The sequence below is a fragment of the Pseudomonas sp. R11-23-07 genome (assembly GCF_003852295.1).
GTDB lineage: Bacteria > Pseudomonadota > Gammaproteobacteria > Pseudomonadales > Pseudomonadaceae > Aquipseudomonas.
Genome location: NZ_CP027761.1, coordinates 5,212,877 through 5,238,655, shown reverse-complemented (window position 1 = coordinate 5,238,655; position 25,779 = coordinate 5,212,877). Strand labels below are relative to the sequence as shown.

The following is a 25,779-nucleotide window of genomic DNA, read 5'->3' as shown; positions in this document are numbered from 1 at the left end:
TCGACAATAGTGTCGAGTGGCGGCACGCTAGCCCGAGGAAGTGCCATGAAAGCCGATATCCATCCAGCGTACGAAACCATCGAAGTCACCTGCAGCTGCGGCAACAAGTTCGAGACTCGTTCGAACCTGTGCAAGCCACTGGGTACTGACGTATGCAACGAGTGCCACCCGTTCTACACCGGTAAGCAGAAAACTCTGGACACCGGCGGCCGTGTACAGCGCTTCGCAGATCGCTTTGGTGCTTTCGGCAAGAAGCCTGCTGCTGCTACTCCAGCAGAGTAAGGCTCAAAGGCCTTATGGGCTTTTGCCAGCTGTTGAAAAAGGCGTCCCTTGTGGGCGCCTTTTTTGTGCCTGGGATTTGGTTCGGCGGGGCCCAGGCCCAGGTGTTTTGCCCGGCGCCGGCCTCCGTGGTGCGTGTAGAAGTACAGCGCGTGGTGGATGGCGACACCGTGCGCCTCAAGGATGGCCGCAGCGTGCGGCTGATCGGCCTCAACGCCCCGGAAACCGGCAAGAAGGGCCGCGCTGACGAGCCCTTTGCCATCGCCGCCCGCCAGCGCTTGCAAGCCTTGGTGAGCGCCAGTGGAGGACGCGTCGGCCTGGTGCCGGGTCGCGAGGCCAAGGATCGCTATGGGCGAACCCTGGCGCACCTTTACGGCGCCGACGGCAACAACCTGGAAGCCCAATTACTGGCCGAGGGCCTGGGTTTTCAGGTGGGTGTCGCGCCCAACGTCGACCTCGTTGCCTGTCAGCAGGCGGCTGAGCACACTGCGCGGCAGGCAGGGCTGGGCCTGTGGCGGCAATCGCCGGTGCAAGGGGGGGGCCGGCTCAAGCAGTCCGGCTTCGCTCTGGTCAGTGGCCGGGTCAGCAAGATCGAACGCAATCGCGGCGGAATCTGGATCGAATTGCAGGGTTCACTGGTATTACGCGTTGCGCCCGATCTGGCCCATCAATTCGACACTGCCATGCTCGGTGGTCTGCAAGGCAAGACAATCGAGGCGCGTGGCTGGGTGCAGGATCGCTCTCGGCGGGGTGGGCACAAAAATGACCAGGCACGTTGGCTGCTGCCGATCACCGACCCCAGCATGCTCAAATTGACGCAATGATAAAAATTGTAGACATTTTTTAAGCCGATTGTGAACAGTCAAGCCCTTGTATCCCGTGGCTTTAGACTAAAGTACGCCGTCGCGGGGCCTTGACACCTGTGACCGACCAGTCTTGTAGGGGCTTTACGACACGCGTATCCTCGGCGGTCCGTCGACCAACAGTAAAAGCGGAATGCCGATATGTCTGATTTGAAAACTGCCGCTCTCGAATATCATGCCAATCCTCGTCCAGGAAAGCTGAGTGTAGAGCTCACCAAAGCCACTGCCACCGCCCGCGACCTGTCGCTGGCCTACAGCCCTGGCGTTGCCGAGCCCGTACGTGAAATCGCCCGCGACCCCGAGCTGGCGTACAAGTACACCGGCAAGGGCAACCTGGTTGCAGTGATTTCTGATGGCACCGCGATCCTGGGCCTGGGTAACCTCGGCCCACTGGCTTCCAAGCCGGTCATGGAAGGTAAGGGCGTGCTGTTCAAGCGCTTTGCCGGCATCGACGTTTTCGACATCGAAGTCGACTCTGAAAGCCCGCAGGCCTTCATCGACACCGTCAAGCGTATTTCCATCACCTTCGGTGGCATCAACCTGGAAGACATCAAGGCACCCGAGTGCTTCGAGATCGAAAAGGCCCTGATCGAACAGTGCGACATCCCGGTATTCCACGATGACCAGCACGGCACCGCGATCGTTACTGCGGCCGGCATGATCAACGCCCTGGAAATCGCCGGCAAAACCCTGAGCGAGGCGAAAATCGTCTGCCTGGGCGCCGGTGCTGCGGCCATTTCCTGCATGAAGCTGATCATCAGCATGGGCGCCAAGCTGGAAAACATCTACATGGTCGACAGCAAGGGCGTGATCCAGTCCGAGCGTACCGACCTGAACCAGTACAAGGCGATGTTCGCCCACCCGTCCTCCAAGCGCACCCTGGCGGATGCCCTCGACGGTGCCGACGTGTTCGTCGGCCTGTCCGGCCCGAACCTGCTGAGCGCCGAAGGCCTGAAGTCGATGGCGCCGAACCCGATCGTGTTCGCCTGCTCCAACCCGGACCCGGAAATCTCCCCGGAACTGGCGCACGCCACCCGCAGCGACGTGATCATGGCCACCGGCCGTTCGGACTACCCGAACCAGGTCAACAACGTGTTGGGCTTCCCGTTCATCTTCCGTGGTGCCCTGGACGTTCGCGCCAAGCGCATCAACGAAGAGATGAAGGTAGCGGCCGCCAACGCCCTGCGTGAACTGGCCAAGCTGCCGGTGCCGCAGGATGTATGCGATGCCTACGGTGGCGCCAAGCTGGAATTCGGGCGTGAGTACATCATTCCCAAACCAATGGATAAGCGCCTGATCACCCTGATCTCCGATGCCGTGGCCAAGGCTGCAATCGAGACCGGTGTGGCAACCCTGCCGTATCCGAAGAACTACCCGCTCAAAAGCGTGGATGATGTGTTCAACGGCTAAGCCGTTGTAGCGCACCAACAAAAAGCCCCGGCTCTCGCGAGTCGGGGCTTTTTTGTGGCTGGCGATTGGCTGATCGTTCCCACGCTCCGCGTGGGAATGCACCCCGTGACGCTCTGCGTCACATGTGCTTGACCACAAAGCCGTGCGCGCACCCTGGACGCAGAGCGTCCAAAGCGGCGTTCCCACGCGGAGCGCGGGAACGAGCGTCATCAGAACAGATCGATCGGCGCACCTTCATCTGCCGGCAGCGGGCTGCCCGGTGCAACCCCGTTGCCCAGCTCATTGACCGACGGCGGCGTGTCTTCGCTCTTGAACAGTTCGAAGTAGGCGTTCGGCGTGCTTGGCGAGGCTGCGCGGCCGCTTACCGGGTCGATGCGCAGGCTAAGGATGCCTTCCGGTTCCGGCTGGGTGTGCAGCGGCTTGTCTTTCAGCGCCGCGCCCATGTAACTCATCCAGATCGGCAGCGCGACGGTGCCACCAAATTCGCGACGGCCCAGGCTCTCCGGCTGGTCGTAACCGGTCCATACGGTGGTCACATAGTCGCCGTTGTAGCCGGAGAACCAGGCATCCTTGGATTCGTTGGTGGTACCGGTCTTGCCGGCGATGTCCGCGCGGCCGAGGGCCAATGCGCGCCGGCCGGTACCCTTCTTGATCACGTCTTGCAGGATGCTGTTGAGGATATAGGTGGTGCGGCCGTCCACGATGCGCTCAGCCACTGCCACTGCCGGTGCCTGCGGCTCGGCCGGCGCGGGGGTGTTTGCGGCAGGCGTCGTGCCTGGGGTTGGCTCGATGGTGATGCCGCCGTTGCTAGGTGCGGCAAGACCATCGGTCGCCGCCACGCCATTGACCACATCGCCGGGCACCCGTGGCGGGTTGGCAGTGAACAGGGTGTCGCCATTGCGGCTTTCGATCTTGTCGATCAGGTACGGCGAGATTTTGTAACCGCCGTTGGCAAAGGTGCTCCAGCCAGTGGCGATTTCCATCGGCGTGAGGGTGGCGGTACCCAGGGCCAGGGACAGGTTCGGCGGCAGGTCAGACTTGGCGAAGCCAAAGCGGGTCATGTAGTCGATGGTCTTGCCCACGCCCATTGCTTGCAGCAGGCGGATCGACACCAGGTTGCGCGACTTGTACAACGCCTCGCGAATGCGGATCGGGCCGAGGAAGGTGTTGGTGTCGTTCTTCGGGCGCCAGACTTTGTCCAGGTACTCATCGACAAACACGATCGGCGCGTCGTTGACCAGGCTGGCGGCGGTATAGCCGTTATCCAGCGCGGCACTGTAGACGAATGGCTTGAAGCTCGAGCCCGGCTGGCGCTTGGCCTGGGTGGCGCGGTTGTAGTTGCTCTGCTCGAAGGCGAAGCCGCCGACCAGGGAGCGGATCGCACCGTTTTGCGGGTCGAGGGACACCAGGGCGCCCTGGGCGACCGGGACCTGGCTGAATTTCAGGCTGTCATCCGCCTGGCGCTGCACGCGGATCAAATCGCCCACCTGCGCCACATCAGACGGCTGCTTGGGCATCGGGCCCATGCTGTTGGTATTCAGGAATGGGCGCGCCCATTTCATGCTGTCCCACGCCACATGCGCTTCGCCGGTGCGGGTCAGCACTTGCACGCCGTCTTTCTTCACCTGGGTGACGATGGCCGGCTCCAGGCCACTGATGGAGCGCTGTTTGCCCAGTTCGGTGGTCCAGGCGCTCAGGGTCTTGCCCGGCAGGCGCGATTCAGGGCCGCGATAGCCGTGGCGCTGGTCATAGGTGATCAGGCCTTCGTGCAGCGAATGGTTGGCAATTTCCTGCAAGTTGCTTGGAACGGTGGTAGTAACACGGAAACCTTCGGTGTAGGCCTCGCTGCCATACCGGCCGACCATCTCGGCACGCGCCATTTCGGCGATATACGGCGCATTCACTTCCGGCGTCGGCACGTGATAGCTGGCGTTCAACGGTTCGGCCACGGCGCTTTCGTAAGCCGCCTGGTCGATCTTGCCGAGCTTGTACATGCGCCCCAGGATCCAGTCGCGCCGCTCCTTGCTGCGCGCCGGGTTGGCCAAGGGGTTGAAGCGCGACGGCGCCTTGGGCAGACCGGCAATCATCGCCATCTGCGCCAGGCTGGCATCACGAATCGACTTGCCGTAGTACACCTGGGAAGCCGCCTCGATGCCGTAAGCGCGGTTGCCCAGGTAAATCTTGTTGACGTACAGCTCGAGAATTTCATCCTTGGTCAGCTGACGTTCAATCTGCAGCGCCAGCAGGATCTCGGTGGCCTTGCGCGAAAAACTGCGCTCGCTGGTGAGGAAGAAGTTCTTCGCCACCTGCATGGTGATGGTGCTGCCGCCGGATTGAATGTGTCCGCTTTTTACCAACTGCGTGGCTGCACGCACCAGGCTGCTGGGGTCGACGCCGTAATGGTTGGCGAAATTATCGTCTTCGGCCGACAGCAACGCGCTGATGAAGTTGGGTGGAATGTCGGCGAAACGGATCGGGGTGCGGCGCATTTCGCCGAACTCCGCGATCAGTTTTTCATCGCTGCTGTAGACCCGCAAAGGAATCTGCAACTGGATACTTCTGAGAGCCTCTACGGACGGCAAACCCGGACTAAGGTAGAGGTAGGCCCCGCTGAGTACGAGCAGCAGCCCGCAGACGATCGCGACAATGGAGTACCCGAAAAACTTCAGCAGACGAATCAAGGCTTTTGGATTTCCAGAGAAATGAAAGAGTTATGCGTCGGGGCATGCATGGCAAACGATGGATCGACCCGGGCAGCAGATAAAAAGCGGGAAAAAACGCTGGGCATTAAAGCATTTTCGCCTTCGGGCGTCATTCGCGCGGCTCAAACAAGTCGACCGAATGCACGCTGCCCGGCGGCAATCAGGCGGTAAGACAGGCAAAGCTTTAGGGAGTTTTATGGGAAAGGGATTTTTCAGTCGCAAACTCGACGTCGTCCTCGGCGTTGACATCAATGACCAGGGTATCAAGCTGGTCGAGCTGGGCCGTTCGGCTCAGGGTTTCAGCATTCAGGGGTATGTCACGCAGGTATTGCCGGCACATGCGGTGGTCGATGGCACATTGCTTGACCTCGACGGCGTAGGGCGGGCGCTGCACCAGGCATTACCTCGCTTGCACAGTGGCACCAGGCACGCGGCCGTGGCGGTAGCGGGCCCTTCGGTCATTACGCGGGTGATCGAAATGGATACGGGCCTGGGCGACGAAGAGATGGCCTGGCAGATACAGATGGAGGCCGACCAGTACATTCCTTATCCTCTGGACGAGGTCGCCATCGATTTCCAGGTGCGCGGGCCGTCGCCCCAGGAAGCGGGGCGGGTCGAGGTGTTGCTGGTGGCGTGCCTGCGTGAGCAGGTCGAGGCCCGCGAGGCGGCGCTGGCCCTGGCCGGGCTGGTGACACAGGTAGTGGATGTCGAAGCGTTTGCATTGGAGCGCGCTTGCCGTCAGGATTTTGCCAGCTTCACGCCGGGTCATCGAGTCGATGGCGCACAATGGGCCGTCGATGCCCAGGGGATGGGAGTGGCTTGCGGGTTAGCCCTGAGGAGTTTCGCTGGATGACACGAATCAATCTTTTGCCCTGGCGCCGAGCACTGGCGGAGCGGCGCCGCAAATATTTCCTGGCACTGTTGCTGGTATTTGCCTGCCTGGCGCTCGCGGCGGTGTGGCTGGCTGACCAGGTGATCGACCAGGCGATCGACCGGCAGGTTACCCGCAATGTGCGCCTGAACGGGGATGTCGCCGTGCAGGACTCACGCATCAAGACCATCGACGACCTGCAGGAGCGAAGCCAGCAATTGGCACAGCGCATGAAGGTCGTGCAGGACCTGCACGATGCGCGCTCTTCCGGTGCTCGGCTGTTCGATCAGTTGGCTCGCGCGATGCCCGATGGCGTTCATCTGCACGAAGTGGTCGCGAGTGGCGATACGATCAGCATCCGCGGCAGTGCCGACAGCAATCAGGATATCGCCCAGTTGATGCGTCGGTTGGAGGCGTCACAGGGTGGCCACTCCGCGCGGCTCGAGCGGGTGCGGGCAGAGGGCGAGCGCGGCGATCACGAGTTTCAGCTGATGGTGCGTCAGGGGGAAACCATCGAGGCGCAACCATGAGCCTGCCCAGGCTCGACTTTTCCGCACTCTCCTACAACGCTGCAAAATGGCCCTGGCCTGGGAAGGCCCTGCTTGGCTGTGCGCTGGCCGGTCTGGTGCTGTTGCTTGGAGAGGGGGTTTACCTGGGGGCTTCGCGGGAGCGACTGCACGGCCTCGAGGCGCGGGAACAGGCGCTGCAAGCGCAGCTCGAAGAAAAAACCGGCTTGGCCGCTGAGCTTGAGGCGTACACCGAACAAGTCAGGGCGATGGAAGAGACTGTCGCGGGCCTTCAGGGGCAGCTGTCCGGTGAGTCCGCAGTGCCGGGCTTGCTGGAAGACATCGCCCGGCTGGCGGTTGCCAAAGGCGTCTGGATCGAGGGCGTCGCGGTGCTGGATGAGGCGTCGCTGCCGTTCCATGTCGAGCAGCCCTTGAAGATTGCCGCTACGGGGGCCTATCACGACTTGGCCGCGTTCGTCAGCGCCCTGGGCGGGTTGCAGCGCATCGTCACGGTGCATGACGTGGCGGTGCGGCCTGAAGGGGCATTGTTACGTCTTGACCTGCTGGCCAAGGCGTATCGAAGTGCGTCCCCAGGCGGCAGCGCCCATGCGATCGTCCCGGCTCCGCGCTTTGTTTATGACTCATCATCCCTGCGCGACCCGTTTCAACGCCCTGCCTTGCAAGCGGAGCACACGCCTGGGCGAGCGGCCCTTGCTCCAGACCTCACTCGGCCTCGCGGGCCGCTGGAGGGCATCGCAATCGAGCAGTTCGCCATGGTCGGTACGCTGTCGGGCGGTGGACGGACCTACGCGCTATTGCGTGCCGGACCGACAGTGCATCGGCTGGCGGTCGGTGACTACCTCGGGCCGGATCATGGCCAGGTCATGTCCATCCAGGACAGTCATGTCGAGCTGATCGAGCGCTTTCCCGATGAACAGGGCCTCTGGCTGGAGCGCCCGCGAACCCTGGTACTGAACATCAACTCATAACGGAATCAAACCATGAAAAGGATTTTCTCGTGCTTCGGTGTGGCGCTATGGATAGCGTTCACGGCGCCGAAGGCCGCTGCTGTACCCAATCGCCTCGACCTGATCCACTTGCCGCCGCCCGAAAGCGCAGCTTCGGTCGGCTACACGGGCGACAAGCTGAACCTTAATTTCCAGAACATCGATCTGCGCGCAGCGCTGCAGCAAATCGCCGATGTCGCAGGCCTCAACCTGGTGGCCGGTGACGAGGTACAAGGTTCGATCACCCTGCGGCTCAAGGAGGTGCCTTGGGACCAGGCGCTGGACCTGGTGCTGCAAGCCAAGGGGTTGGACAAACGGGTGAAGGCCGGCGTATTGCTGGTGGCGCCGGCTGACGAATTGGCCGCTCGCGAACTGCTGACGTTGGAGGCGCGCAAGCAGATGGCTGAGCTGGCACCGTTACGCCGGGAGTTGCTGCAGGTCAATTATGCCAAGGCAGCGGACCTAGCCAAGCTGTTCCAGTCAGTGACCGGCTTTGAAGGCGCGACCGACGAGCGCGGCTCGGTGGCGGTCGATGACCGCACCAACAATATCATCGCCTACCAGACTGGAGAGCGGCTGGAAGAACTGCGGCGGATCGTGGCGCAGTTGGACGTGCCGGTGCGCCAAGTGATGATCGAGGCGCGCATCGTCGAGGCCAATGTCGATTACGACAAAGGCCTGGGCGCGCGCTGGGGCGGGCGGCTCAATCGCGGCAATTGGAGCGCCGGCGGTATTCCCAAGCCCCAGGCGGACGGCGCGCAGCCACCAGAGAACCCACCCAGCTCACCCTTCGTCGACCTGGGTTCGCTGACCGGCACCTCGGGCCTGGGACTGGCCTTTATCACCGACAACCTGCTGCTGGACCTTGAGCTGACCGCCATGGAAAAGTCCGGCAACGGCGAAATCGTCTCACAGCCCAAGGTGGTCACCTCGGACAAGGAAACCGCACGCATCCTCAAGGGCACCGAGATCCCCTATCAGGAATCCACGTCCCAGGGCGCAACCTCGGTGTCTTTCAAGGAAGCCTCGCTGTCATTGGAGGTCACGCCGCAAATCACCCCCGACGATCATGTGATCATGGTGGTCAAGGTTACCAAGGACGAGCCCGACTATCTGAACAAGCTCAACGATGTTCCGCCGATCAAGAAAAACGAGGTCAATGCCAAGGTCCTGGTCAAGGATGGCGAGACCATTGTCATCGGCGGGGTTTTCTCCAATACCCAAAGCAAAGTGGTAGATAAAGTGCCATTTTTAGGCGATGTGCCGTATCTTGGCCGCCTTTTCCGGCGCGATGTGCGGGCGGAGAAAAAATCCGAGCTGCTGGTATTCCTGACTCCGCGTATCATGAATAACCAGGCGATTGCTGTGAGTCGTTGATTCTGTGCGAAATTTGATTCTTGTAGGGCCGATGGGGGCTGGAAAAAGCACCATCGGCCGTTTGCTGGCCAAAGAGCTGCGCCTGCCATTCAAAGATTCCGATAAGGAAATTGAATTGCGCACGGGTGCCAATATCCCATGGATCTTCGATAAGGAAGGCGAGCTGGGCTTTCGCGACCGCGAGCAGGCAATGATTGCCGAACTGTGCGGCTGCGATGGCGTGGTATTGGCCACCGGCGGTGGCGCGGTGATGCGCGATGAAAATCGCCGCGCCCTGCACGCCGGTGGTCGCGTGGTGTACCTGCATGCCTCGGTGGAGCAGCAGGTGGGCCGCACCGCCCGTGATCGCAATCGCCCGTTGCTGCGCACGGCCAACCCGGAAAAAACCCTGCGAGACCTGCTGGCGCTGCGTGATCCGCTGTATCGGGAAATCGCCGATCTGGTGGTGGAAACCGATGAACGGCCGCCGCGAATGGTGGTGGTCGACATTCTTGAGCGCCTGCAACGGCTACCACCCCGTTAAAGCCTGGCCGCAAATGCGCTATTCTCGGCGGCGCGCCATGACCTCGCGAGGTGTGGCGTAGAGCCATCAGGCAGCGTCTGATCCAGGCGTTACCGGTCGTCAAAATATCTTCAACGCGGGGACACATGCAGACACTTAAGGTCGATCTAGGCGAGCGCAGCTACCCGATCCATATTGGCGAAGGCCTGCTGGACCAGCCCGAGCTGCTCGCACCGCATATTGCCGGTCGGCAAGTGGCGATCATCTCCAACGAAACGGTGGCGCCGCTGTATCTTGAGCGTCTGAGCCGCAGCCTGGCGGCGTACTCGGTGATCTCGGTGATCCTGCCCGACGGCGAAGCCCACAAGAACTGGGAAACCCTGCAACTGATTTTCGATGGCCTGCTGAGCGCACGGCATGACCGCCGTACCACCGTGGTCGCCCTGGGCGGCGGTGTGATCGGCGACATGGCCGGCTTCGCGGCCGCCTGCTACCAGCGTGGCGTGGATTTTATCCAGGTGCCGACCACGCTGTTGTCCCAGGTCGATTCGTCTGTGGGCGGCAAGACCGGTATCAACCATCCGCTGGGCAAGAACATGGTCGGCGCGTTCTATCAGCCGCAGGCCGTGCTGATCGACACCGCGACCCTCAACACCCTGCCACCCCGCGAGCTGTCGGCGGGCCTGGCGGAAGTCATCAAGTACGGGCTGATCTGCGACGAGCCCTTCCTGACCTGGCTGGAAGAACACATGGACGCCTTGCGCGCCCTCGACCAGGTGGCACTCACCGAAGCGATTTCCCGCTCCTGTGCGGCCAAGGCGTTGGTGGTGAATGCCGACGAACGGGAGTCCGGTGTGCGGGCTACCCTGAACCTGGGCCACACCTTCGGCCATGCGATCGAAACCCACATGGGCTATGGTGTGTGGCTGCATGGGGAAGCCGTAGCGGCTGGCACCGTGATGGCATTGGAGATGTCGCAGCGCCTGGGCTGGATCAGCGTCCAGGAGCGTGATCGCGGTATCCGTCTGTTCCAGCGCGCCGGTTTGCCGGTGATTCCGCCGTCTGAAATGACCGAGGCGGATTTTCTGGAACACATGGCGATAGACAAGAAAGTGATCGACGGTCGACTGCGACTGGTGCTGTTGCGCCACATGGGCGAAGCGGTGGTGACCGACGATTATCCGAAAGAGATTTTACAGGCCACGCTGGGAGCGGATTACCGCGCCCTGGCCCAGCTTAAAGGTTAATAAGATCCCGATGACTAGTTTGCATGCCGACGAGGCGTTCCTCGGCCACTACCACCTGAGCCACGACCCTTTCGCGCCTCGGGTGCCTGGTTTCAAATTCTTCCCTGCCCAGCGCAAGCCGGTACTGGGGCAATTGCACCATCTCGCGCGCTACAGCCAGTTGCTGCTGGTGGTGACGGGGCCGTTGGGCAGCGGCAAGACCTTGCTGCGCCAGGCGCTGGTTGCCAGCACCAACAAGCAATCGGTGCAGAGCGTCGTCGTCTCGGCCCGTGGTGCCGGTGACGCGGCCGGCGTGTTGCGCCAGGTGGCGCAGGCGTTGGACGTAGCCAACCCTGAGCCGAATGCGATTCTCAAGCAGGTGGTGCAACTGGGCCTGACCGGCCAGGAAGTCTATCTGTTGGTGGATGACGCCGAGCAGCTCGACGAATCTGCCCTGGAAGCCCTGTTGGCGCTGGCGGCGGGTACCCCGGAAGGGCGTCCCCATGTGTTCCTGTTTGGTGAGTCGTCGCTGATCGCCGATCTGGAGCAGATCAGCGGTGAACAAGAGCTGTTTCACGTCATCGAATTGCAGCCGTACGAAGAAGAAGAGACCCGCGAATACCTGGCTCAACGCCTCGAGGGCGCGGGGGCGGGTATCGAACTTTTCTCCGCTGCGCAGATCTCTGATATTCACGAAAGCTCCGATGGCTGGCCTGGCAACATCAATCAGGTTGCCCGCGATGCAATGATCGAAGCCATGATTGCCAGCCGCTCTGCGGTCAAGCGTCCAAAGATGGGGTTCACTATGCCTAAGAAGCACGTATTGGCTATTTCTGCCGTTGTCGTGGTCGCTGTTGCCGCCGCCTGGTTGATCCCGGGCCGCAGCAAGGCGCCGACAACCGCTGGCGCGCCAACCGAACAGGCGCAGTTGCCACTGGGCAAGCCCACGCCGAACGTCGAATTCGCCAATTCCGGCCAGCCGACCAACCTGCCGATGGTCGGCCAACCTGTGATGCGCGGCCCGTTGGCCGAAGAAGCCGGTGGCATCTCTGAAGGCGACGACGGCGTGCCGGTGGAAGGCTCCAGCGCGACACCGCCAACCGTGACCACCACCGCGCCACCTGCGGGCGTGCCTGCCGGTACGCCAGCGACGCCGGTTGCACCAGTTGCCAAGCCGACCCCGGCGCCGACGATTGCCACAGCCAAGCCTGCGCCTGCGCCGGTGACCAAGCCCGCGCCAACGCCTGCTCCAGCGGCCAAGCCTGCGGCCACCGTTGCCAAGGCCGGCGCTGCCGGCAGCAGCTGGTACAGCAGCCAGCCCACCGGCAACTTCGTGGTGCAGATACTCGGCACCAGCTCCGAGGCCAACGCCCAGGCGTTCGTCAAAGAGCAGGGCGGCCAGTACCGTTATTTCAAGAAAGTGCTCAACGGCAAGCCGCTGTATGTGATCACCTACGGCAGCTTCCCAAGCCGCGCCGCAGCCGATTCCGCCATCAAGGCCTTGCCAGCGAAGGTTCAGGCTGGTAAACCTTGGCCTCGCACTGTTGCCAGCGTTCAACAAGAACTGGCAACAACTCGCTGAAGATCCGGCGGCCTTACCCAGGCCGCCCTCCCGGCACCTCAAAAAACTACAACAGCGTGCAGCCCTGAAGGCCGCGCGCTTTGTGGTGTCTGCGTCACGGTAGCTTTTGAGTCGTAGCGGTCAGAATTAAAAAAGTTTTGACTAGCACAGCATATCGCTTTAAACCTTTCATAAATGCGACATAGATTTGCGACATTTCGTCGCTAAATTTGTGAGCGTCTGTGACGGTGTGTACAATGACCTCCCTTTTGCCCCCGCTAAGCCGGCGTACGTTCGGCGTGGAAGGTAACCGGTTGAATTGAAAAGAAATTTGCCTCGATATAAGAGGCAGCCTGGTGAGAAAGTGTCTATGAAAGCAGGTCTGTACCAACCCGATGAATTCAAGGATAACTGCGGTTTCGGCCTGATAGCCCACATGCAGGGCGAGCCCAGTCATACCCTTTTGCAAACGGCCATCGAGGCCCTGACCTGCATGACCCACCGCGGTGGGATCAACGCCGACGGCAAGACCGGTGACGGTTGCGGCTTGCTGATTCAAAAGCCCGACCAGTTCCTGCGCGCGGTCGCCAAAGAGCACTTCGCCGTCGAACTGCCCAAGCAGTACGCCGTGGGCATGGTGTTCTTCAACCAGGACCCGGTCAAAGCCGAAGCCGCTCGCGAAAACATGAACCGCGAGATCGTTGCTGCCGGCCTGCAACTCGTCGGCTGGCGCAAAGTGCCGATCGACACCAGCGTACTCGGCCGCCTGGCCCTGGAGCGCCTGCCGCAGATCGAACAAGTGTTCATCGCAGGCGACGGCCTGAGCGACCAGGACATGGCGATCAAGCTGTTCACGTCCCGCCGTCGTTCGTCGGTGGCCAACGCCGCCGATACCGACCACTACATCTGCAGCTTTTCCCACAAGACCATCATTTATAAAGGCCTGATGATGCCGGCGGACCTCACCGCCTTTTATCCGGACCTGAGCGATGAGCGCCTGCAAACCGCAATCTGCGTGTTTCACCAGCGCTTCTCCACCAACACCCTGCCGAAATGGCCGCTGGCCCAGCCATTCCGCTTCCTCGCCCACAACGGCGAGATCAATACTATTACCGGCAACCGCAACTGGGCCGTGGCCCGTCGCACCAAGTTCGCCAATGATTTGATGGACCTGGAAGAGCTCGGCCCGCTGGTCAATCGCGTGGGTTCCGACTCCTCCAGCATGGACAACATGCTCGAGCTGATGGTCACCGGCGGCATCGACCTGTTCCGTGGCGTGCGCATGATCATTCCGCCAGCGTGGCAGAACGTCGAGACTATGGACCCCGACCTGCGGGCGTTCTATGAGTACAACTCGATGCACATGGAACCGTGGGACGGCCCGGCCGGCGTGGTCATGACCGATGGTCGCTACGCGGTGTGCCTGCTCGACCGCAACGGCCTGCGCCCGGCGCGTTGGGTCACCACCACCAACGGCTTTATCACCCTGGCGTCGGAAATCGGCGTGTGGGACTACAAGCCTGAAGACGTGATCGCCAAAGGCCGCGTAGGCCCTGGGCAGATCCTCGCCGTGGACACCGAAACCGGGCAGATCCTCGATACCGACGCCATCGACAACCGTTTGAAGTCCCGTCACCCGTACAAGCAATGGCTGCGCAAGAACGCCCTGCGCATCCAGGCGACCATGGAAGACAACGACCACGGTTCGGCTTTCTACGACGTCGACCAGCTCAAGCAATACATGAAGATGTACCAGGTCACGTTCGAAGAGCGCGACCAGGTGCTGCGTCCGCTCGGCGAGCAAGGCTACGAGGCGGTTGGCTCCATGGGCGACGACACGCCGATGGCCGTGCTGTCCCAGCGTGTGCGCACGCCGTACGACTACTTCCGCCAGCAATTCGCCCAGGTGACCAACCCACCGATCGATCCGCTGCGCGAAGCCATCGTGATGTCCCTGGAAGTGTGTCTGGGTGCCGAGCGCAATATTTTCCAGGAATCGCCGGAGCACGCTTCGCGCGTGATCCTCAGCTCGCCGGTCGTTTCCCCGGCCAAGTGGCGCTCCTTGATGACCCTGGAGCGGCCGGGCTTCGACCGCCAGATCATTGACCTGAACTACGACGAGAGCCTCGGCCTTGAAGCCGCTGTGCGCAACGTCGCCGACCAGGCCGAAGAAGCCGTGCGCGCCGGTCGTACCCAGATCGTGCTGACCGACCGTCATATCGCCCCAGGCAAGCTGCCGATCCATGCCGCCCTGGCAACGGGCGCGGTGCACCACCGCCTGACTGAAAAAGGCCTGCGTTGCGACTCCAACATCCTCGTGGAAACCGCCACCGCCCGTGACCCGCATCACTTCGCCGTGTTGATCGGTTTCGGCGCCTCGGCTGTGTATCCGTTCCTTGCGTACGAAGTGCTCGGCGATCTGATTCGTACCGGTGAGGTGCTGGGCGACCTCTACGAAGTGTTCAAGAACTACCGTAAGGGCATCACCAAAGGCTTGCTGAAGATTCTGTCGAAGATGGGCATCTCCACCGTCACCTCCTACCGTGGCGCGCAACTGTTCGAAGCCATCGGCCTGTCCGAAGAAGTCTGCGAGCTGAGCTTTCGTGGCGTGCCGAGCCGCATCAAGGGCGCGCGTTTCGTCGACATCGAAGCCGAACAGAAAGCCCTGGCGGCCGAAGCCTGGAGCGCGCGCAAGCCGATCCAGCAGGGCGGCCTGCTCAAGTTCGTGCATGGTGGCGAATACCATGCCTACAACCCGGACGTGGTCAGCACCCTGCAAGCCGCCGTGCAGCAGGGCGACTACGCCAAGTTCAAGCTGTACACGAGCCTGGTGGATAACCGCCCGGTGTCGATGATCCGCGACCTGTTCAAGGTCAAGACCCTGGACACGCCGCTGGCTATCAGCGAAATCGAACCGCTGGAATCGATCCTCAAGCGCTTCGACTCCGCCGGTATTTCCCTGGGCGCTTTGTCGCCCGAGGCTCACGAAGCCCTGGCCGAAGCTATGAACCGCCTGGGTGCGCGTTCCAACTCCGGCGAAGGCGGTGAAGACCCGGCGCGTTACGGCACTATCAAGAGTTCGAAAATCAAGCAGGTTGCCACCGGCCGTTTCGGGGTGACCCCGGAATACCTGGTCAACGCCGAAGTGCTGCAGATCAAAGTTGCGCAGGGCGCCAAGCCCGGTGAAGGCGGCCAACTGCCCGGCGGCAAGGTCAACGGCCTGATCGCCAAGTTGCGCTATGCGGTACCCGGCGTGACCCTGATTTCGCCGCCGCCGCACCACGACATCTATTCGATTGAAGATTTGTCGCAGCTGATTTTCGACCTCAAACAAGTCAATCCGCAGGCGCTGGTCTCGGTGAAACTGGTAGCAGAAGCGGGCGTGGGCACCATCGCCGCCGGCGTGGCCAAGGCCTATGCCGACCTGATCACCATCTCCGGCTACGACGGCGGTACCGGCGCATCGCCGCTGACCTCGATCAAATACGCCGGTGCGCCATGGGAACTCGGCCTGGCCGAAACCCACCAGACCCTGCGCGGCAACGACCTGCGCGGCAAAGTCCGGGTACAGACCGATGGTGGCCTGAAAACCGGCCTCGACGTGATCAAGGCCGCGATCCTCGGCGCCGAGAGCTTCGGCTTCGGCACCGCGCCAATGATCGCCCTGGGCTGCAAATACCTGCGCATCTGCCACCTGAACAACTGCGCCACCGGCGTTGCGACGCAGAACGAGAAGCTGCGCAAGGATCACTACATCGGCACCGTCGACATGGTGGTGAATTTCTTCACCTACGTCGCCGAAGAGACCCGTGAGTGGCTGGCCAAGCTGGGCGTGCGCTCGCTGGAAGAGCTGATCGGTCGTACCGATTTGCTGGATATCCTCGAAGGCCAGACCGCCAAGCAACAGCACCTGGACCTGACGCCGCTGCTGGGCAGCGATCACATCCCGGCAGACAAGCCACAATTCTGCCAGGTGGACCGCAACCCACCGTTCGACAAGGGCCTGTTGGCCGAGAAGATGGTCGACCTGGCCGGTTCGTCGATCAACGATGCCAGCGGTGGCGAATTTGCCCTGGATATCTGCAACTGCGACCGTTCCATCGGCGCTCGTGTTTCCGGCGAAATCGCACGCAAGCACGGCAACCAGGGCATGGCGAAAGCGCCGATCACCTTCCGCTTCAAGGGCACTGCGGGCCAGAGCTTCGGCGTGTGGAACGCCGGCGGCCTGCACATGTACCTCGAAGGCGACGCCAACGACTACGTGGGCAAGGGCATGACCGGCGGCAAGCTGGTGATCGTTCCGCCACTCGGCAGCGTCTACAAGTCGCAGGACAGCGCCATCATCGGCAACACCTGCTTGTACGGCGCCACCGGTGGCAAGCTGTTCGCCGCCGGTACCGCCGGTGAGCGTTTCGCCGTGCGTAACTCCGGTGCCCACACCGTGGTGGAAGGCACCGGCGATCACTGCTGCGAGTACATGACCGGGGGCTTTGTCGCGGTACTGGGCAAGACCGGTTACAACTTCGGTTCGGGCATGACCGGCGGTTTCGCGTACGTGCTCGACCAGGACAACACCTTCGTCGACAAGGTCAACCACGAGTTGGTCGAGATCCAGCGGATCAGCGGCGAAGCCATGGAGTCCTACCGTAACCACTTGCAGCACGTGCTGGACGAGTACGTCGAGGAAACCGGCAGCGAATGGGGGCGTAACCTCGCCGAAAACCTCGATGATTACCTGCGTCGTTTCTGGCTGGTCAAGCCCAAGGCTGCCAACCTGAAATCGTTGCTTTCCAGCATCCGTGCCAACCCGCAGTGATATGCGCCTGAACAGTTTGATGAGGTTTTAACATGGCTGAACGTCTGAATAACGACTTCCAGTTCATCGATGTCGGGCGCAAAGATCCGAAGAAGAAACTGTTGCGTCAACGCAAGAAAGAGTTCGTGGAGATCTACGAACCCTTCAAACCCCAGCACTCGGCCGATCAGGCCCACCGCTGCCTGGGGTGCGGTAACCCGTATTGCGAATGGAAATGCCCGGTGCACAACTTCATTCCCAACTGGCTCAAGTTGGTGGCCGAGGGCAACATCCTCGCCGCCGCCGAGCTGTCGCACCAGACCAACACCCTGCCGGAAGTCTGCGGCCGGGTGTGCCCGCAGGACCGTCTGTGCGAGGGTGCCTGCACCCTCAACGACGGCTTCGGTGCGGTGACCATCGGTTCGGTAGAGAAATACATCACCGACACCGCGTTCGCCATGGGCTGGCGGCCGGACATGTCCAAGGTCAAGCCGACCGGCAAGCGCGTGGCGATCATCGGCGCCGGCCCTGCGGGCCTGGGCTGTGCCGACGTGCTGGTGCGTGGCGGCGTGACTCCGGTGGTGTTCGACAAGAACCCGGAAATCGGCGGCCTGCTGACCTTCGGCATCCCCGAGTTCAAGCTGGAAAAGACCGTACTGAGCAACCGTCGCGAAGTGTTCACCGGCATGGGCATCGAGTTCCGCCTGAACACCGAGATCGGCAAAGACATCACCATGGAGCAACTGCTCGCCGAATACGATGCGGTATTCATGGGCATGGGCACCTACACTTACATGAAGGGCGGCTTTGCCGGTGAAGACCTGCCGGGCGTGTATGACGCGCTCGACTTCCTGATCGCCAACGTCAACCGCAACCTGGGCTTTGAAAAGTCGCCGGAAGATTTCGTCGACATGAAAGGCAAGAAGGTCGTGGTGCTCGGCGGTGGCGACACCGCGATGGACTGCAACCGCACCTCGATCCGCCAGGGCGCCAAGTCGGTGACCTGTGCGTATCGTCGTGACGAAGCCAACATGCCCGGTTCGCGCAAAGAGGTGAAGAACGCCAAGGAAGAAGGCGTGAAATTCCTCTACAACCGCCAACCGATCGCGATTGTAGGTGAAGACCGCGTCGAAGGCGTGAAGGTGGTCGAGACCCGTCTCGGCGAACCCGACGCCCGTGGCCGTCGCAGCCCCGAGCCGATCCCGGGTTCCGAAGAAATCATCCCGGCCGACGCCGTGGTCATCGCGTTCGGTTTCCGCCCAAGCCCGGCGCCGTGGTTCGAGCAGTTCGAAATTCAGACCGACAGCCAGGGCCGTGTTGTGGCCCCGGAGCAAGGCCAGTACAAGCACCAGACCAGCAACCCGAAAATCTTCGCCGGTGGCGATATGGTGCGCGGCTCTGACCTGGTGGTAACCGCGATCTTCGAAGGCCGCAATGCCGCCGAAGGCATCCTGGACTACCTGCAAGTCTGACCCCGATCCCCGCTTGAAATGGGATCAAAATGTGGGAGGGGGCTTGCTCCCGATAGCGGTGTGTCAGTCTCAGTATCTATAACTGAGCCACCGCAATCGGGAGCAAGCCCCCTCCCACATTGGTTTTGCAGCGTTTCCATGTCCGCGACAAATTGACCCGATAGACAAAAGGCACGGCGCATTCCGTGCCTTTTGCGTCGCGCTCTGAGAAAATGCCCGCACTTTTTTTGCGGATGCCGACATGACTGCCCTCAAGAACGACCGTTTCCTTCGTGCCCTGCTCAAGCAGCCCGTAGACGTCACGCCCGTGTGGATGATGCGTCAAGCCGGTCGCTACCTGCCGGAATACCGCGCCAGTCGCGCCAATGCCGGCGACTTCATGAGCCTGTGCATGAACCCTACGTTCGCCTGCGAAGTCACGATGCAGCCGCTGGACCGCTACCCGCAGCTGGATGCGGCCATCCTCTTCTCCGATATCCTCACCATCCCGGACGCCATGGGCCAAGGCCTGTACTTCGAGACCGGCGAAGGTCCGCGTTTCAGGAAAGTCGTCAGTACCCTGGCCGATATCGAAGCCTTGCCGATCCCTGATCCGCACAAAGACCTCGGCTACGTGATGGATGCCGTCAGCACCATCCGCCGCGAGCTCAACGGCCGCGTGCCACTGATCGGTTTCTCCGGCAGCCCATGGACCCTGGCCACTTATATGGTCGAAGGCGGCTCGTCGAAAGACTTCCGCAAGACCAAGGCCATGCTCTACGACAACCCGCAGGCCATGCACCTGCTGCTGGACAAGCTGGCGCAGTCGGTCACGTCCTACCTCAATGGCCAGATCATGGCCGGCGCGCAAGCGGTGCAGATTTTCGATACCTGGGGCGGCAACCTGTCGGCGGCGGCGTACCAGGAATTCTCCCTGGCCTACATGCGCAAGATCGTCAGCGGCCTGATCCGCGAACACGAAGGCCGCAAGGTGCCGGTGATCCTGTTCACCAAGGGTGGTGGCCTGTGGCTGGAAAGCATCGCCGACGCCGGTGCCGATGCCCTGGGCCTGGACTGGACCTGCGATATCGGCGAAGCCCGCCGCCGCGTTGGTAACCAGGTCGCGCTGCAAGGCAACATGGACCCGACCGTGCTGTACGCCAAGCCGGAAGCGATCCGTACCGAAGTCGGGCGCATCCTTGCCAGCTACGGCAAAGGCACCGGGCACGTGTTCAACCTGGGTCATGGCATCACCCCGGAGGTGAACCCGGAACATGCCGGCGCGTTCCTGCGCGCGGTGCACGAGCTGTCGGCGCAATATCACGAGTAACACGCAAGACCAATGTGGGAAGGGGTTGCTCCCTCCCACATTTTGACCTGTGAATACATTTCAACGGTGGGTGGAGACTTGCCCCCGATAGCGCCAGTGCAGCCAGCACTGCTCATAAAGTGAACACCCAAGCCTAAAGCGCCACCTTTTAGCGCGTCGCAAATAGATAAGTAGCTCGCGAACGATTTCTCCCTCGACCACCCGTCCCCCGTGCGTTGGGTGACAGACTTCTCCTACGCCCGCAAAGCGCCTTCCCACAAGTGCTACCGATCTGCTCACGGCCCTCTGGCCTTCGGCCTCGTGCGTCATATCCCGCGTTTAATCGGCGGGCTTATATAGACGCATCAACAGGTCGTTTTCAGGATTTGTTGAATGGCCATTCAATTTCAGGCATGGCATTTGCTCTATCAATTCAAAGCCTCTCTCCCTCTCAGGAGATGAGCGCAATAACAAGAGCCTCGCCTGAGGCCATCACCCGCTTTGTGTGAGGAGATACTGCGATGACGTCGTTCAACTCAGGGGCCCAACCCCAGAACCGTGCGCCTCAATCCATCGGCTTTTTGCTGCTGGACAATTTCACGCTGATTTCCCTGGCGTCGGCCGTGGAACCGCTGCGCATGGCCAACCAGCTGTCCGGCCGCGAGTTGTATCGCTGGACCACCCTGAGTGTCGACGGCAACCAAGTATGGGCCAGTGACGGCCTGCAGATCACCCCCGATGCCGCCATGCACAAGGCCCCGGCCCTGGACACGGTGATCGTGTGCGGTGGCGTGGGCATCCAGCGCACCGTCACCCGCGAACACGTGTCGTGGCTGCAAAGCCAGGCGCGTCAATCCCGTCGTCTCGGTGCGGTCTGCACCGGCAGTTGGGCCCTGGCCTGTGCGGGCCTGCTCGACGGTTTCGATTGCAGCGTGCATTGGGAATGCCTGGCGTCGATGCAGGAAGCGTTTCCCCGCGTGGCCATGAGCACACGCCTGTTCACCCTCGATCGCAACCGTTTCACCAGCTCCGGCGGCACCGCGCCGTTGGACATGATGCTGCACCTGATCAGCCGCGACCACGGCCGTGAGCTGTCGGCCGCCATCTCCGAGATGTTCGTGTACGAACGCATCCGCAACGAACAGGATCACCAGCGTGTGCCGCTCAAGCACATGCTCGGCACCAACCAGCCGAAGCTGCAGGAAATCGTGGCGCTGATGGAAGCCAACCTGGAAGAGCCCATCGACCTGGACGAGCTGGCGGTCTATGTCGCCGTGTCGCGTCGCCAGCTGGAGCGGTTGTTCCAGAAATACCTGCACTGTTCGCCGTCGCGCTACTACCTCAAGTTGCGCCTGATCCGTGCGCGGCAGTTGCTCAAGCAAACGCCGATGTCGATCATCGAAGTGGCGTCGGTGTGCGGGTTTGTGTCCACCCCGCATTTCTCCAAGTGCTACCGCGAATACTTCGGCATTCCACCGCGCGATGAGCGTGTAGGCTCCAACACCACCCAGCAGGTGGCGATGCTGCCGATTCCGCAGGCGCTGGTATTGTCACCGTTGTCGGGGCCGATGTCGGCGTTGAGCCAGGCCAGGAATGAGTCGACTTTTGCCAGTGTAAGGCTCTAACTGTAGGAGCGAGCTTGCTCGCGAAAAAAGCAAGAGCGACGCGGGGTAACTGGGGCCCCGCGTCATCGTTGACGATCTTCGCGAGCAAGCTCGCTCCTACAGGGAAGGTGGCTGTCAGGCGCCGCGGTTCTGCTTGAACCGCATCAAAGCCGGCAACAACTGTTTATCGATCGCCTGACGCACCGCCGGCAGAATCGTCGCGCTGCCGCCGTACATCTGCTCAACCATGCCCTTGAGCGCTTTGGCCCGGGCCTCGCTCAAACCGCGTACGGCGCACTCGCAAGCCTGCTCGGCGCTGGCACCGCTGGACACTTCGAAACCCAACGAGCGCAGTTGGCCCAGCAGGTCATCCTGGTCAATCAAATCCGCATGCATCATGACGTTTATCCTGGTGAGGGGAGCGGGGTTCGACCTCGATTCTGGTAGCCGCCCAGGCGGTCGGCAAGGGCAGAATGCTTGAATGCCTCAGATGGCTATGAGGGTGTCGTTTTCGAGCCATGCACCGGGTGCACTTACCGGCACACTGGTCCCAGGCACGCAGCTTGATGGTTTGGTCACCCTCCGGATGCACGGCTCACACAAGGCACTCTGCCCCGATCCAGTCACGGCTGGCTCGGGGCTTTTTTTGCCGGCAAGCCAATGACACGGCCAAGCAGGGCGGGCATTGGTAGCTCGGCCTGTGCGGCGCTGATAGCCGTCAGCCTTTCCAGCGTGGCCTCGGTGAACGGCGTGGCATGCGGCCCTGCCAGGTCGACATGGAGCAGCATCTGTTCGTTGCCAGCCAGTTCCTTGTCATCGTCCACCGGGTGCAGACTGTGATAGAGATGCAGACGCTTGGCGTCGTGGGCGATCAGTTGGGTGCGCACCTCCACCTTGGCACCCAGCTTCACTTCGTGCAGGTAGTTCAGATGCAATTCCAGGGTGAACAGCGAGTGGCCGCTGGCTTCGCGGTTATCACTGTCCAGGCCCAGCATGTCCATCAGTGCGTCGGTGGCGTAGCTGAAGATCAGCAGGTAGAACGCATCGCGCAGGTGGCCGTTGTAGTCGACCCATTCAGGCAGGATTTGAGTGGTGTAGGTTTTCAATGCGGGCATGGATCCAGACTCGGTCAAGAATGTGGGTTATTCGGCGAAGCTCATGCCGTGTTTGGCTTTAGTCACTTTGACTGCCTCCAATACCGCCAGCAGGCAATCATCACGATAGCGCTCCAGCGCCGCAATGCTGTGTTTGCCTAACTGGTCGCGGGTGCCATCGACCACATCGTCGATCAATTTGTCGGTGAGTTCCGGCGCCGGCAAATAGGTCCACGGCAACTGCAATGCCGGACCGAACTGCGCCATGAAGTGGCGCATGCCCGCATCGCCACCGGCCAGGGTGTAGGTGAGGAAGGTGCCCATGAACGACCAGCGCAGCCCGGCGCCAAAGCGAATCGCGTCGTCGATTTCGCCGGTGGTCGCCACGCCATCGTTGACCAGGTGCAGCGCCTCGCGCCACAGCGCTTCCAGCAGGCGGTCAGCAATAAACCCCGGCACTTCCTTGCGCACGTGCAGTGGGCGCATGCCGAGGGATTCATAGACCTTGATCGCGGCCTGGATCGCCTCCGGCGCGGTGTGCTTGCCGCCGACCACTTCCACTAACGGCAGCAGGTAAACCGGGTTGAACGGGTGGCCAACCACGCAACGCTCCGGGTGGGTCGAACCCTCATAGAATTCACTTGGCAATAGCCCGGACGTGCTCGAGCCGATCAACGCATTCGGCTTGGCTGCGGCGCTGATCTTGCTGTGCAAATCCAGTTTCAGCTCCAGGCGTTCCGGGGCGCTTTCCTGGATGAAGTCGGCGTCCCTTACACATTCCTCGATGGTGGCAACAAAGCGCAGGCGCGCCTGGGATGCTCCCGGCGCCAGGCCTTGTTGCTCCAGGGCGGCCCAGGCGTTGGCGACACGTTTGCGCAGGGCCGCTTCGGCGCCGGGCGCCGGGTCCCAGGCCACGACGTCCAGGCCGTGGGCGAGGGCGCGGGACACCCAGCCGCTGCCGATAACGCCGCTGCCGAGGGCGGCGAAGGTCTTGATTTCGGTGATAAAGCTCATTGGCACATTCCTAAAGCGTTCGGTGATCCCTTGTGGGAGGGGGCTTGCTCCCGATGACGGTGTTTCAGTCATGCATCTTTAGGCTGAGCCACCGCTATCGGGAGCAAGCCCCCTCCCACATTTTTGATTTGGTTTCGGCAGGGACTAGCCGCGTTTGGCCAGGCCCATCTTGATGCGGCCTTCCGCCGGGGTCATGACTCGCGCGCCCAGGCGGCTGAGGATTTCACCGGCGCGCTCCACCAACTGCCCATTGGTGGCAAGCACGCCTTTGTCCAGCCACAGGTTGTCTTCCAGGCCGACCCGCACATTGCCGCCCAGCAGCACCGCCTGCGCCGCCATCGGCATCTGCATGCGGCCGATGCCGAAGCCGGCCCACACGGCGTCGGCGGGCAGGTTGTCGACCATGGCTTTCATGGTGGTGGTGTCGGCGGGGGCGCCCCACGGGATGCCCAGGCACAGTTGAAACAGTGGGTTGTCGAGCAGGCCTTCCTTGATCATCTGCTTGGCGAACCACAGGTGGCCGGTGTCGAAAATCTCCAGCTCGGCTTTAACGCCCAGCGCCTGGATACGCTTGGCGCCGGCGCGCAATTGCGCCGGAGTGGACACGTAAATGGTGTCGCCATCGCCGAAGTTCAGGGTGCCGCAATCGAGGGTGCAGATTTCCGGCAGCAATTGCTCGACATGGGCCAGGCGCGTCAGTGGGCCGACCAGGTCGGTGTTGGGACCAAACTCCATGGGGTGCTCGCCACTGCCGATCTCCAGGTCGCCGCCCATGCCGGCAGTGAGGTTGACGATGATGTCGATGTCGGCCTCGCGGATGCGCTCCATCACTTCGCGGTACAGCGCCACGTCGCGGCTGAACTTGCCGGTGTGCGGGTCACGCACGTGGCAGTGCACCACGGTCGCGCCGGCTTTGGCGGCTTCCACGGCGGCGGCCGCGATTTGTTTGGGGGTGACCGGCACGTGCGGGCTTCTGGCGGTCGTGTCGCCAGCACCGGTGAGTGCGCAGGTGATGATGACGTCGTGGTTCATGAGGCGGTTCCTTGCAGGCGTGGGGGTGCTGTTCGCAGCCGGTCGGGGCTGCGAAGCGGTGTCTGGAAAAGGTTATTTAACGGTCAGTTGGAGGTTGGCCGCCGCCGGCTTGCCATCGAAGGTGGTCACACCTTCCAGCCAGCGCGCTTGGTCTTGCGGGTGATCCTTGAGCCACTGCTTGGCCGACTCGATGGGATCCTTGTGATCCAGCAAGGGCTGCATCATCCGGCTCTCATCGGCGGCGGTGAAGGTCAGGTTGGTCAGCAGCTTGTGTACGTTGGGGCACTGCTCGGCATAGGTCGGTGAGGTGACGGTCCACACGGTCGCCCTGCCTTCATTCGGCCCCAGGGCGTCGTCGCTGCCGGTGAGGTAAGTCATCGCCACGTTGACGTTCATCGGGTGCGGCGCCCAGCCGAAGAACACCACGGGCTCCTTGCGCCGTACCGCACGGTCGACTGCAGAGAGCATGGCGGCTTCGCTGGATTCGACCAGTTGGAACTTGCCCAGGCCGAACTGGTTCTTGGCGATCATGGCCTTGATCTGGGTATTGGCGCCCGAACCCGGCTCGATGCCGTAGATCTTGCCGCCCAACTCTTTTTCGAAGCGGGCGATGTCGGCAAAGGTTTTCAAGCCCTTGTCCGCCAGGTAAGTCGGCACCGCGAGGGTGGCGCGGGCGTCTTCCAGGCTCGGTTTGTCGAGCACTTTGACTTGCTTGGCGTCGACGAACGGCGTGATGGTCTGGGTCATCAACGGGTTCCAGTAGCCCAGGAACAGATCCAGGCGCTGGTCGCGAATGCCGGCAAAGATGATCTGCTGGGACGCGCTGGTTTGTTTGGTCTTGTAGCCGAGACCGTCGAGCAGCACTTGGGTCATGGCGCTGGTGGCGATCACGTCGGTCCAGTTCACCACGCCCAGGCGCACGTTCTGGCAGGAAGCGGCATCCGCTGCCATGACGGGGGCGCTCAAAATAGCGCTGACGCTGAGTGCAAGCACGCTGCGGCTGATCAGTCGGTTCATGGTGGAGCCCTCGGCAGGTCGTTATTGTGGGGTCCGGCGTCTTTGCGCGCCGTGCAGCCAAGTTACGTACCTTGAGCAGCGCCGAAACGCACAGCGGCGACCGGCTCTTGCACTGCAGCGACCTGCGCGCTTGAATCCGCCCTTGAACGGGAGTATCAC

At 61.9% G+C, this 25,779-nt stretch carries 19 protein-coding genes and 2 pseudogenes; 14 read left to right on the top strand and 7 right to left on the bottom strand.

The genetic code is table 11. The annotated features are described in order from the left end of the window. Window positions 1–45 precede the first annotated feature (45 nt). The 3 genes from rpmE to C4J84_RS24025 all read left to right on the top strand — a co-directional run bounded on the left by rpmE (window position 46) and on the right by C4J84_RS24025 (window position 2,552). A complete protein-coding gene (gene rpmE, locus C4J84_RS24035; RefSeq protein WP_003237330.1) occupies window positions 46–282 on the top strand; it encodes a 50S ribosomal protein L31 in 237 nt (78 codons plus the stop codon). Window positions 283–296: 14 nt separating this feature from the next. After that, window positions 297–1,103: a thermonuclease family protein gene (locus C4J84_RS24030; RefSeq protein ID WP_124436201.1), complete on the top strand. Its 807-nt coding sequence runs from the start codon at window positions 297–299 to the stop codon at window positions 1,101–1,103. A 180-nt stretch (window positions 1,104–1,283) separates the two neighbouring features. Then, the gene (locus tag C4J84_RS24025) at window positions 1,284–2,552 is read left to right on the top strand and encodes a malic enzyme-like NAD(P)-binding protein (RefSeq protein WP_124364741.1); all 1,269 of its coding nucleotides are present in this window, start codon (window positions 1,284–1,286) and stop codon (window positions 2,550–2,552) included. 209 nt (window positions 2,553–2,761) lie between these two features. On the opposite strand, the gene C4J84_RS24020 is transcribed toward C4J84_RS24025, so the two are convergent. After that, a complete protein-coding gene (locus tag C4J84_RS24020; RefSeq protein WP_372238210.1) occupies window positions 2,762–5,230 on the bottom strand; it encodes a penicillin-binding protein 1A in 2,469 nt (822 codons plus the stop codon). A 220-nt stretch (window positions 5,231–5,450) separates the two neighbouring features. On the opposite strand from C4J84_RS24020, the gene pilM reads away from it, so the two are divergent. The 11 genes and pseudogenes from pilM to C4J84_RS23960 all read left to right on the top strand — a co-directional run bounded on the left by pilM (window position 5,451) and on the right by C4J84_RS23960 (window position 21,484). Next, window positions 5,451–6,107, top strand: coding sequence for a type IV pilus assembly protein PilM (gene pilM, locus C4J84_RS24015; RefSeq protein ID WP_164487822.1), 657 nt, complete (start codon window positions 5,451–5,453; stop codon window positions 6,105–6,107). After that, entirely contained in the window at window positions 6,104–6,655 is a 552-nt protein-coding gene (locus tag C4J84_RS24010) for a PilN domain-containing protein (protein WP_124372115.1), read from the top strand. The genes pilM and C4J84_RS24010 overlap by 4 nt, the downstream gene beginning before the upstream one ends. Next, window positions 6,652–7,620: a pilus assembly protein PilP gene (locus C4J84_RS24005; RefSeq protein ID WP_124436198.1), complete on the top strand. Its 969-nt coding sequence runs from the start codon at window positions 6,652–6,654 to the stop codon at window positions 7,618–7,620. Before C4J84_RS24010 ends, C4J84_RS24005 begins: the two co-directional genes overlap by 4 nt. A 141-nt stretch (window positions 7,621–7,761) precedes the next feature. After that, window positions 7,762–9,015, top strand: a pseudogene (locus C4J84_RS24000) (type IV pilus secretin PilQ); the annotation flags it as partial. Between the two features lie 4 nt (window positions 9,016–9,019). Next, a complete protein-coding gene (gene aroK / locus C4J84_RS23995) occupies window positions 9,020–9,538 on the top strand; it encodes a shikimate kinase AroK (protein ID WP_124372112.1) in 519 nt (172 codons plus the stop codon). Window positions 9,539–9,663: 125 nt separating this feature from the next. Then, window positions 9,664–10,764, top strand: a complete 1,101-nt coding sequence (gene aroB / locus C4J84_RS23990; protein ID WP_124368632.1) for a 3-dehydroquinate synthase — start codon at window positions 9,664–9,666, stop codon at window positions 10,762–10,764. Window positions 10,765–10,774: 10 nt separating this feature from the next. After that, window positions 10,775–12,325: an SPOR domain-containing protein gene (locus C4J84_RS23985; protein WP_124436196.1), complete on the top strand. Its 1,551-nt coding sequence runs from the start codon at window positions 10,775–10,777 to the stop codon at window positions 12,323–12,325. 349 nt (window positions 12,326–12,674) lie between these two features. Continuing rightward, complete coding sequence (gene gltB, locus C4J84_RS23975; RefSeq protein ID WP_124405500.1) at window positions 12,675–17,120, top strand: glutamate synthase large subunit; 4,446 nt, start codon at window positions 12,675–12,677, stop codon at window positions 17,118–17,120. Between the two features lie 32 nt (window positions 17,121–17,152). Beyond that, on the top strand, window positions 17,153–18,571 hold the full coding sequence (locus C4J84_RS23970; protein WP_003171228.1) for an FAD-dependent oxidoreductase: 1,419 nt from the start codon (window positions 17,153–17,155) through the stop codon (window positions 18,569–18,571). A 241-nt stretch (window positions 18,572–18,812) separates the two neighbouring features. After that, window positions 18,813–19,880: a uroporphyrinogen decarboxylase gene (gene hemE, locus C4J84_RS23965; RefSeq protein WP_124372109.1), complete on the top strand. Its 1,068-nt coding sequence runs from the start codon at window positions 18,813–18,815 to the stop codon at window positions 19,878–19,880. Between the two features lie 500 nt (window positions 19,881–20,380). Further along, window positions 20,381–21,484, top strand: coding sequence for a GlxA family transcriptional regulator (locus C4J84_RS23960; protein WP_124364728.1), 1,104 nt, complete (start codon window positions 20,381–20,383; stop codon window positions 21,482–21,484). Here the strand turns inward: C4J84_RS23960 and C4J84_RS26555 are convergent. The 6 genes and pseudogenes from C4J84_RS26555 to C4J84_RS23930 all read right to left on the bottom strand — a co-directional run. Next, window positions 21,483–21,602: pseudogene (locus C4J84_RS26555) on the bottom strand (outer membrane lipoprotein carrier protein LolA); the annotation flags it as partial. The gene C4J84_RS23960 and the pseudogene C4J84_RS26555 overlap by 2 nt on opposite strands. Beyond that, window positions 21,599–21,862, bottom strand: a complete 264-nt coding sequence (locus tag C4J84_RS23950) for a hypothetical protein (protein WP_124372108.1) — start codon at window positions 21,860–21,862, stop codon at window positions 21,599–21,601. The pseudogene C4J84_RS26555 and the gene C4J84_RS23950, both read right to left, overlap by 4 nt. Before the next feature lie 224 nt (window positions 21,863–22,086). Continuing rightward, window positions 22,087–22,578, bottom strand: coding sequence for a thioesterase family protein (locus C4J84_RS23945; protein ID WP_124372107.1), 492 nt, complete (start codon window positions 22,576–22,578; stop codon window positions 22,087–22,089). A 27-nt stretch (window positions 22,579–22,605) separates the two neighbouring features. Further along, window positions 22,606–23,571 carry an L-carnitine dehydrogenase gene (locus C4J84_RS23940; RefSeq protein ID WP_124372106.1) on the bottom strand — a complete coding sequence of 322 codons (966 nt, stop codon included), beginning with the start codon at window positions 23,569–23,571 and terminating at the stop codon, window positions 22,606–22,608. A 144-nt stretch (window positions 23,572–23,715) separates the two neighbouring features. After that, complete coding sequence (locus C4J84_RS23935; RefSeq protein ID WP_124372105.1) at window positions 23,716–24,603, bottom strand: 3-keto-5-aminohexanoate cleavage protein; 888 nt, start codon at window positions 24,601–24,603, stop codon at window positions 23,716–23,718. A gap of 72 nt (window positions 24,604–24,675) precedes the next feature. Next, entirely contained in the window at window positions 24,676–25,620 is a 945-nt protein-coding gene (locus C4J84_RS23930; protein ID WP_124372104.1) for a choline ABC transporter substrate-binding protein, read from the bottom strand. Between the last annotated feature and the right edge of the window lie 159 nt (window positions 25,621–25,779).

What these genes read in the sequence shown, in the direction of transcription:
- C4J84_RS23970 (WP_003171228.1), top strand. Translation starts at nt 17,153, where the DNA reads ATGGCTGAACGTCTGAATAACGACTTCCAGTTCATCGATGTCGGGCGC.
- hemE (WP_124372109.1), top strand. Translation starts at nt 18,813, where the DNA reads ATGACTGCCCTCAAGAACGACCGTTTCCTTCGTGCCCTGCTCAAGCAG.
- C4J84_RS24005 (WP_124436198.1), top strand. Translation starts at nt 6,652, where the DNA reads ATGAGCCTGCCCAGGCTCGACTTTTCCGCACTCTCCTACAACGCTGCA.
- pilM (WP_164487822.1), top strand. Translation starts at nt 5,451, where the DNA reads ATGGGAAAGGGATTTTTCAGTCGCAAACTCGACGTCGTCCTCGGCGTT.
- C4J84_RS23940 (WP_124372106.1), bottom strand. Translation starts at nt 23,571, where the DNA reads ATGAGCTTTATCACCGAAATCAAGACCTTCGCCGCCCTCGGCAGCGGC.
- C4J84_RS24010 (WP_124372115.1), top strand. Translation starts at nt 6,104, where the DNA reads ATGACACGAATCAATCTTTTGCCCTGGCGCCGAGCACTGGCGGAGCGG.
- C4J84_RS23935 (WP_124372105.1), bottom strand. Translation starts at nt 24,603, where the DNA reads ATGAACCACGACGTCATCATCACCTGCGCACTCACCGGTGCTGGCGAC.
- C4J84_RS23945 (WP_124372107.1), bottom strand. Translation starts at nt 22,578, where the DNA reads ATGCCCGCATTGAAAACCTACACCACTCAAATCCTGCCTGAATGGGTC.
- aroB (WP_124368632.1), top strand. Translation starts at nt 9,664, where the DNA reads ATGCAGACACTTAAGGTCGATCTAGGCGAGCGCAGCTACCCGATCCAT.
- C4J84_RS23985 (WP_124436196.1), top strand. Translation starts at nt 10,775, where the DNA reads ATGACTAGTTTGCATGCCGACGAGGCGTTCCTCGGCCACTACCACCTG.
- gltB (WP_124405500.1), top strand. Translation starts at nt 12,675, where the DNA reads ATGAAAGCAGGTCTGTACCAACCCGATGAATTCAAGGATAACTGCGGT.
- C4J84_RS24030 (WP_124436201.1), top strand. Translation starts at nt 297, where the DNA reads ATGGGCTTTTGCCAGCTGTTGAAAAAGGCGTCCCTTGTGGGCGCCTTT.
- C4J84_RS23930 (WP_124372104.1), bottom strand. Translation starts at nt 25,620, where the DNA reads ATGAACCGACTGATCAGCCGCAGCGTGCTTGCACTCAGCGTCAGCGCT.
- C4J84_RS23960 (WP_124364728.1), top strand. Translation starts at nt 20,381, where the DNA reads ATGACGTCGTTCAACTCAGGGGCCCAACCCCAGAACCGTGCGCCTCAA.
- C4J84_RS24025 (WP_124364741.1), top strand. Translation starts at nt 1,284, where the DNA reads ATGTCTGATTTGAAAACTGCCGCTCTCGAATATCATGCCAATCCTCGT.
- C4J84_RS23950 (WP_124372108.1), bottom strand. Translation starts at nt 21,862, where the DNA reads ATGATGCATGCGGATTTGATTGACCAGGATGACCTGCTGGGCCAACTG.
- rpmE (WP_003237330.1), top strand. Translation starts at nt 46, where the DNA reads ATGAAAGCCGATATCCATCCAGCGTACGAAACCATCGAAGTCACCTGC.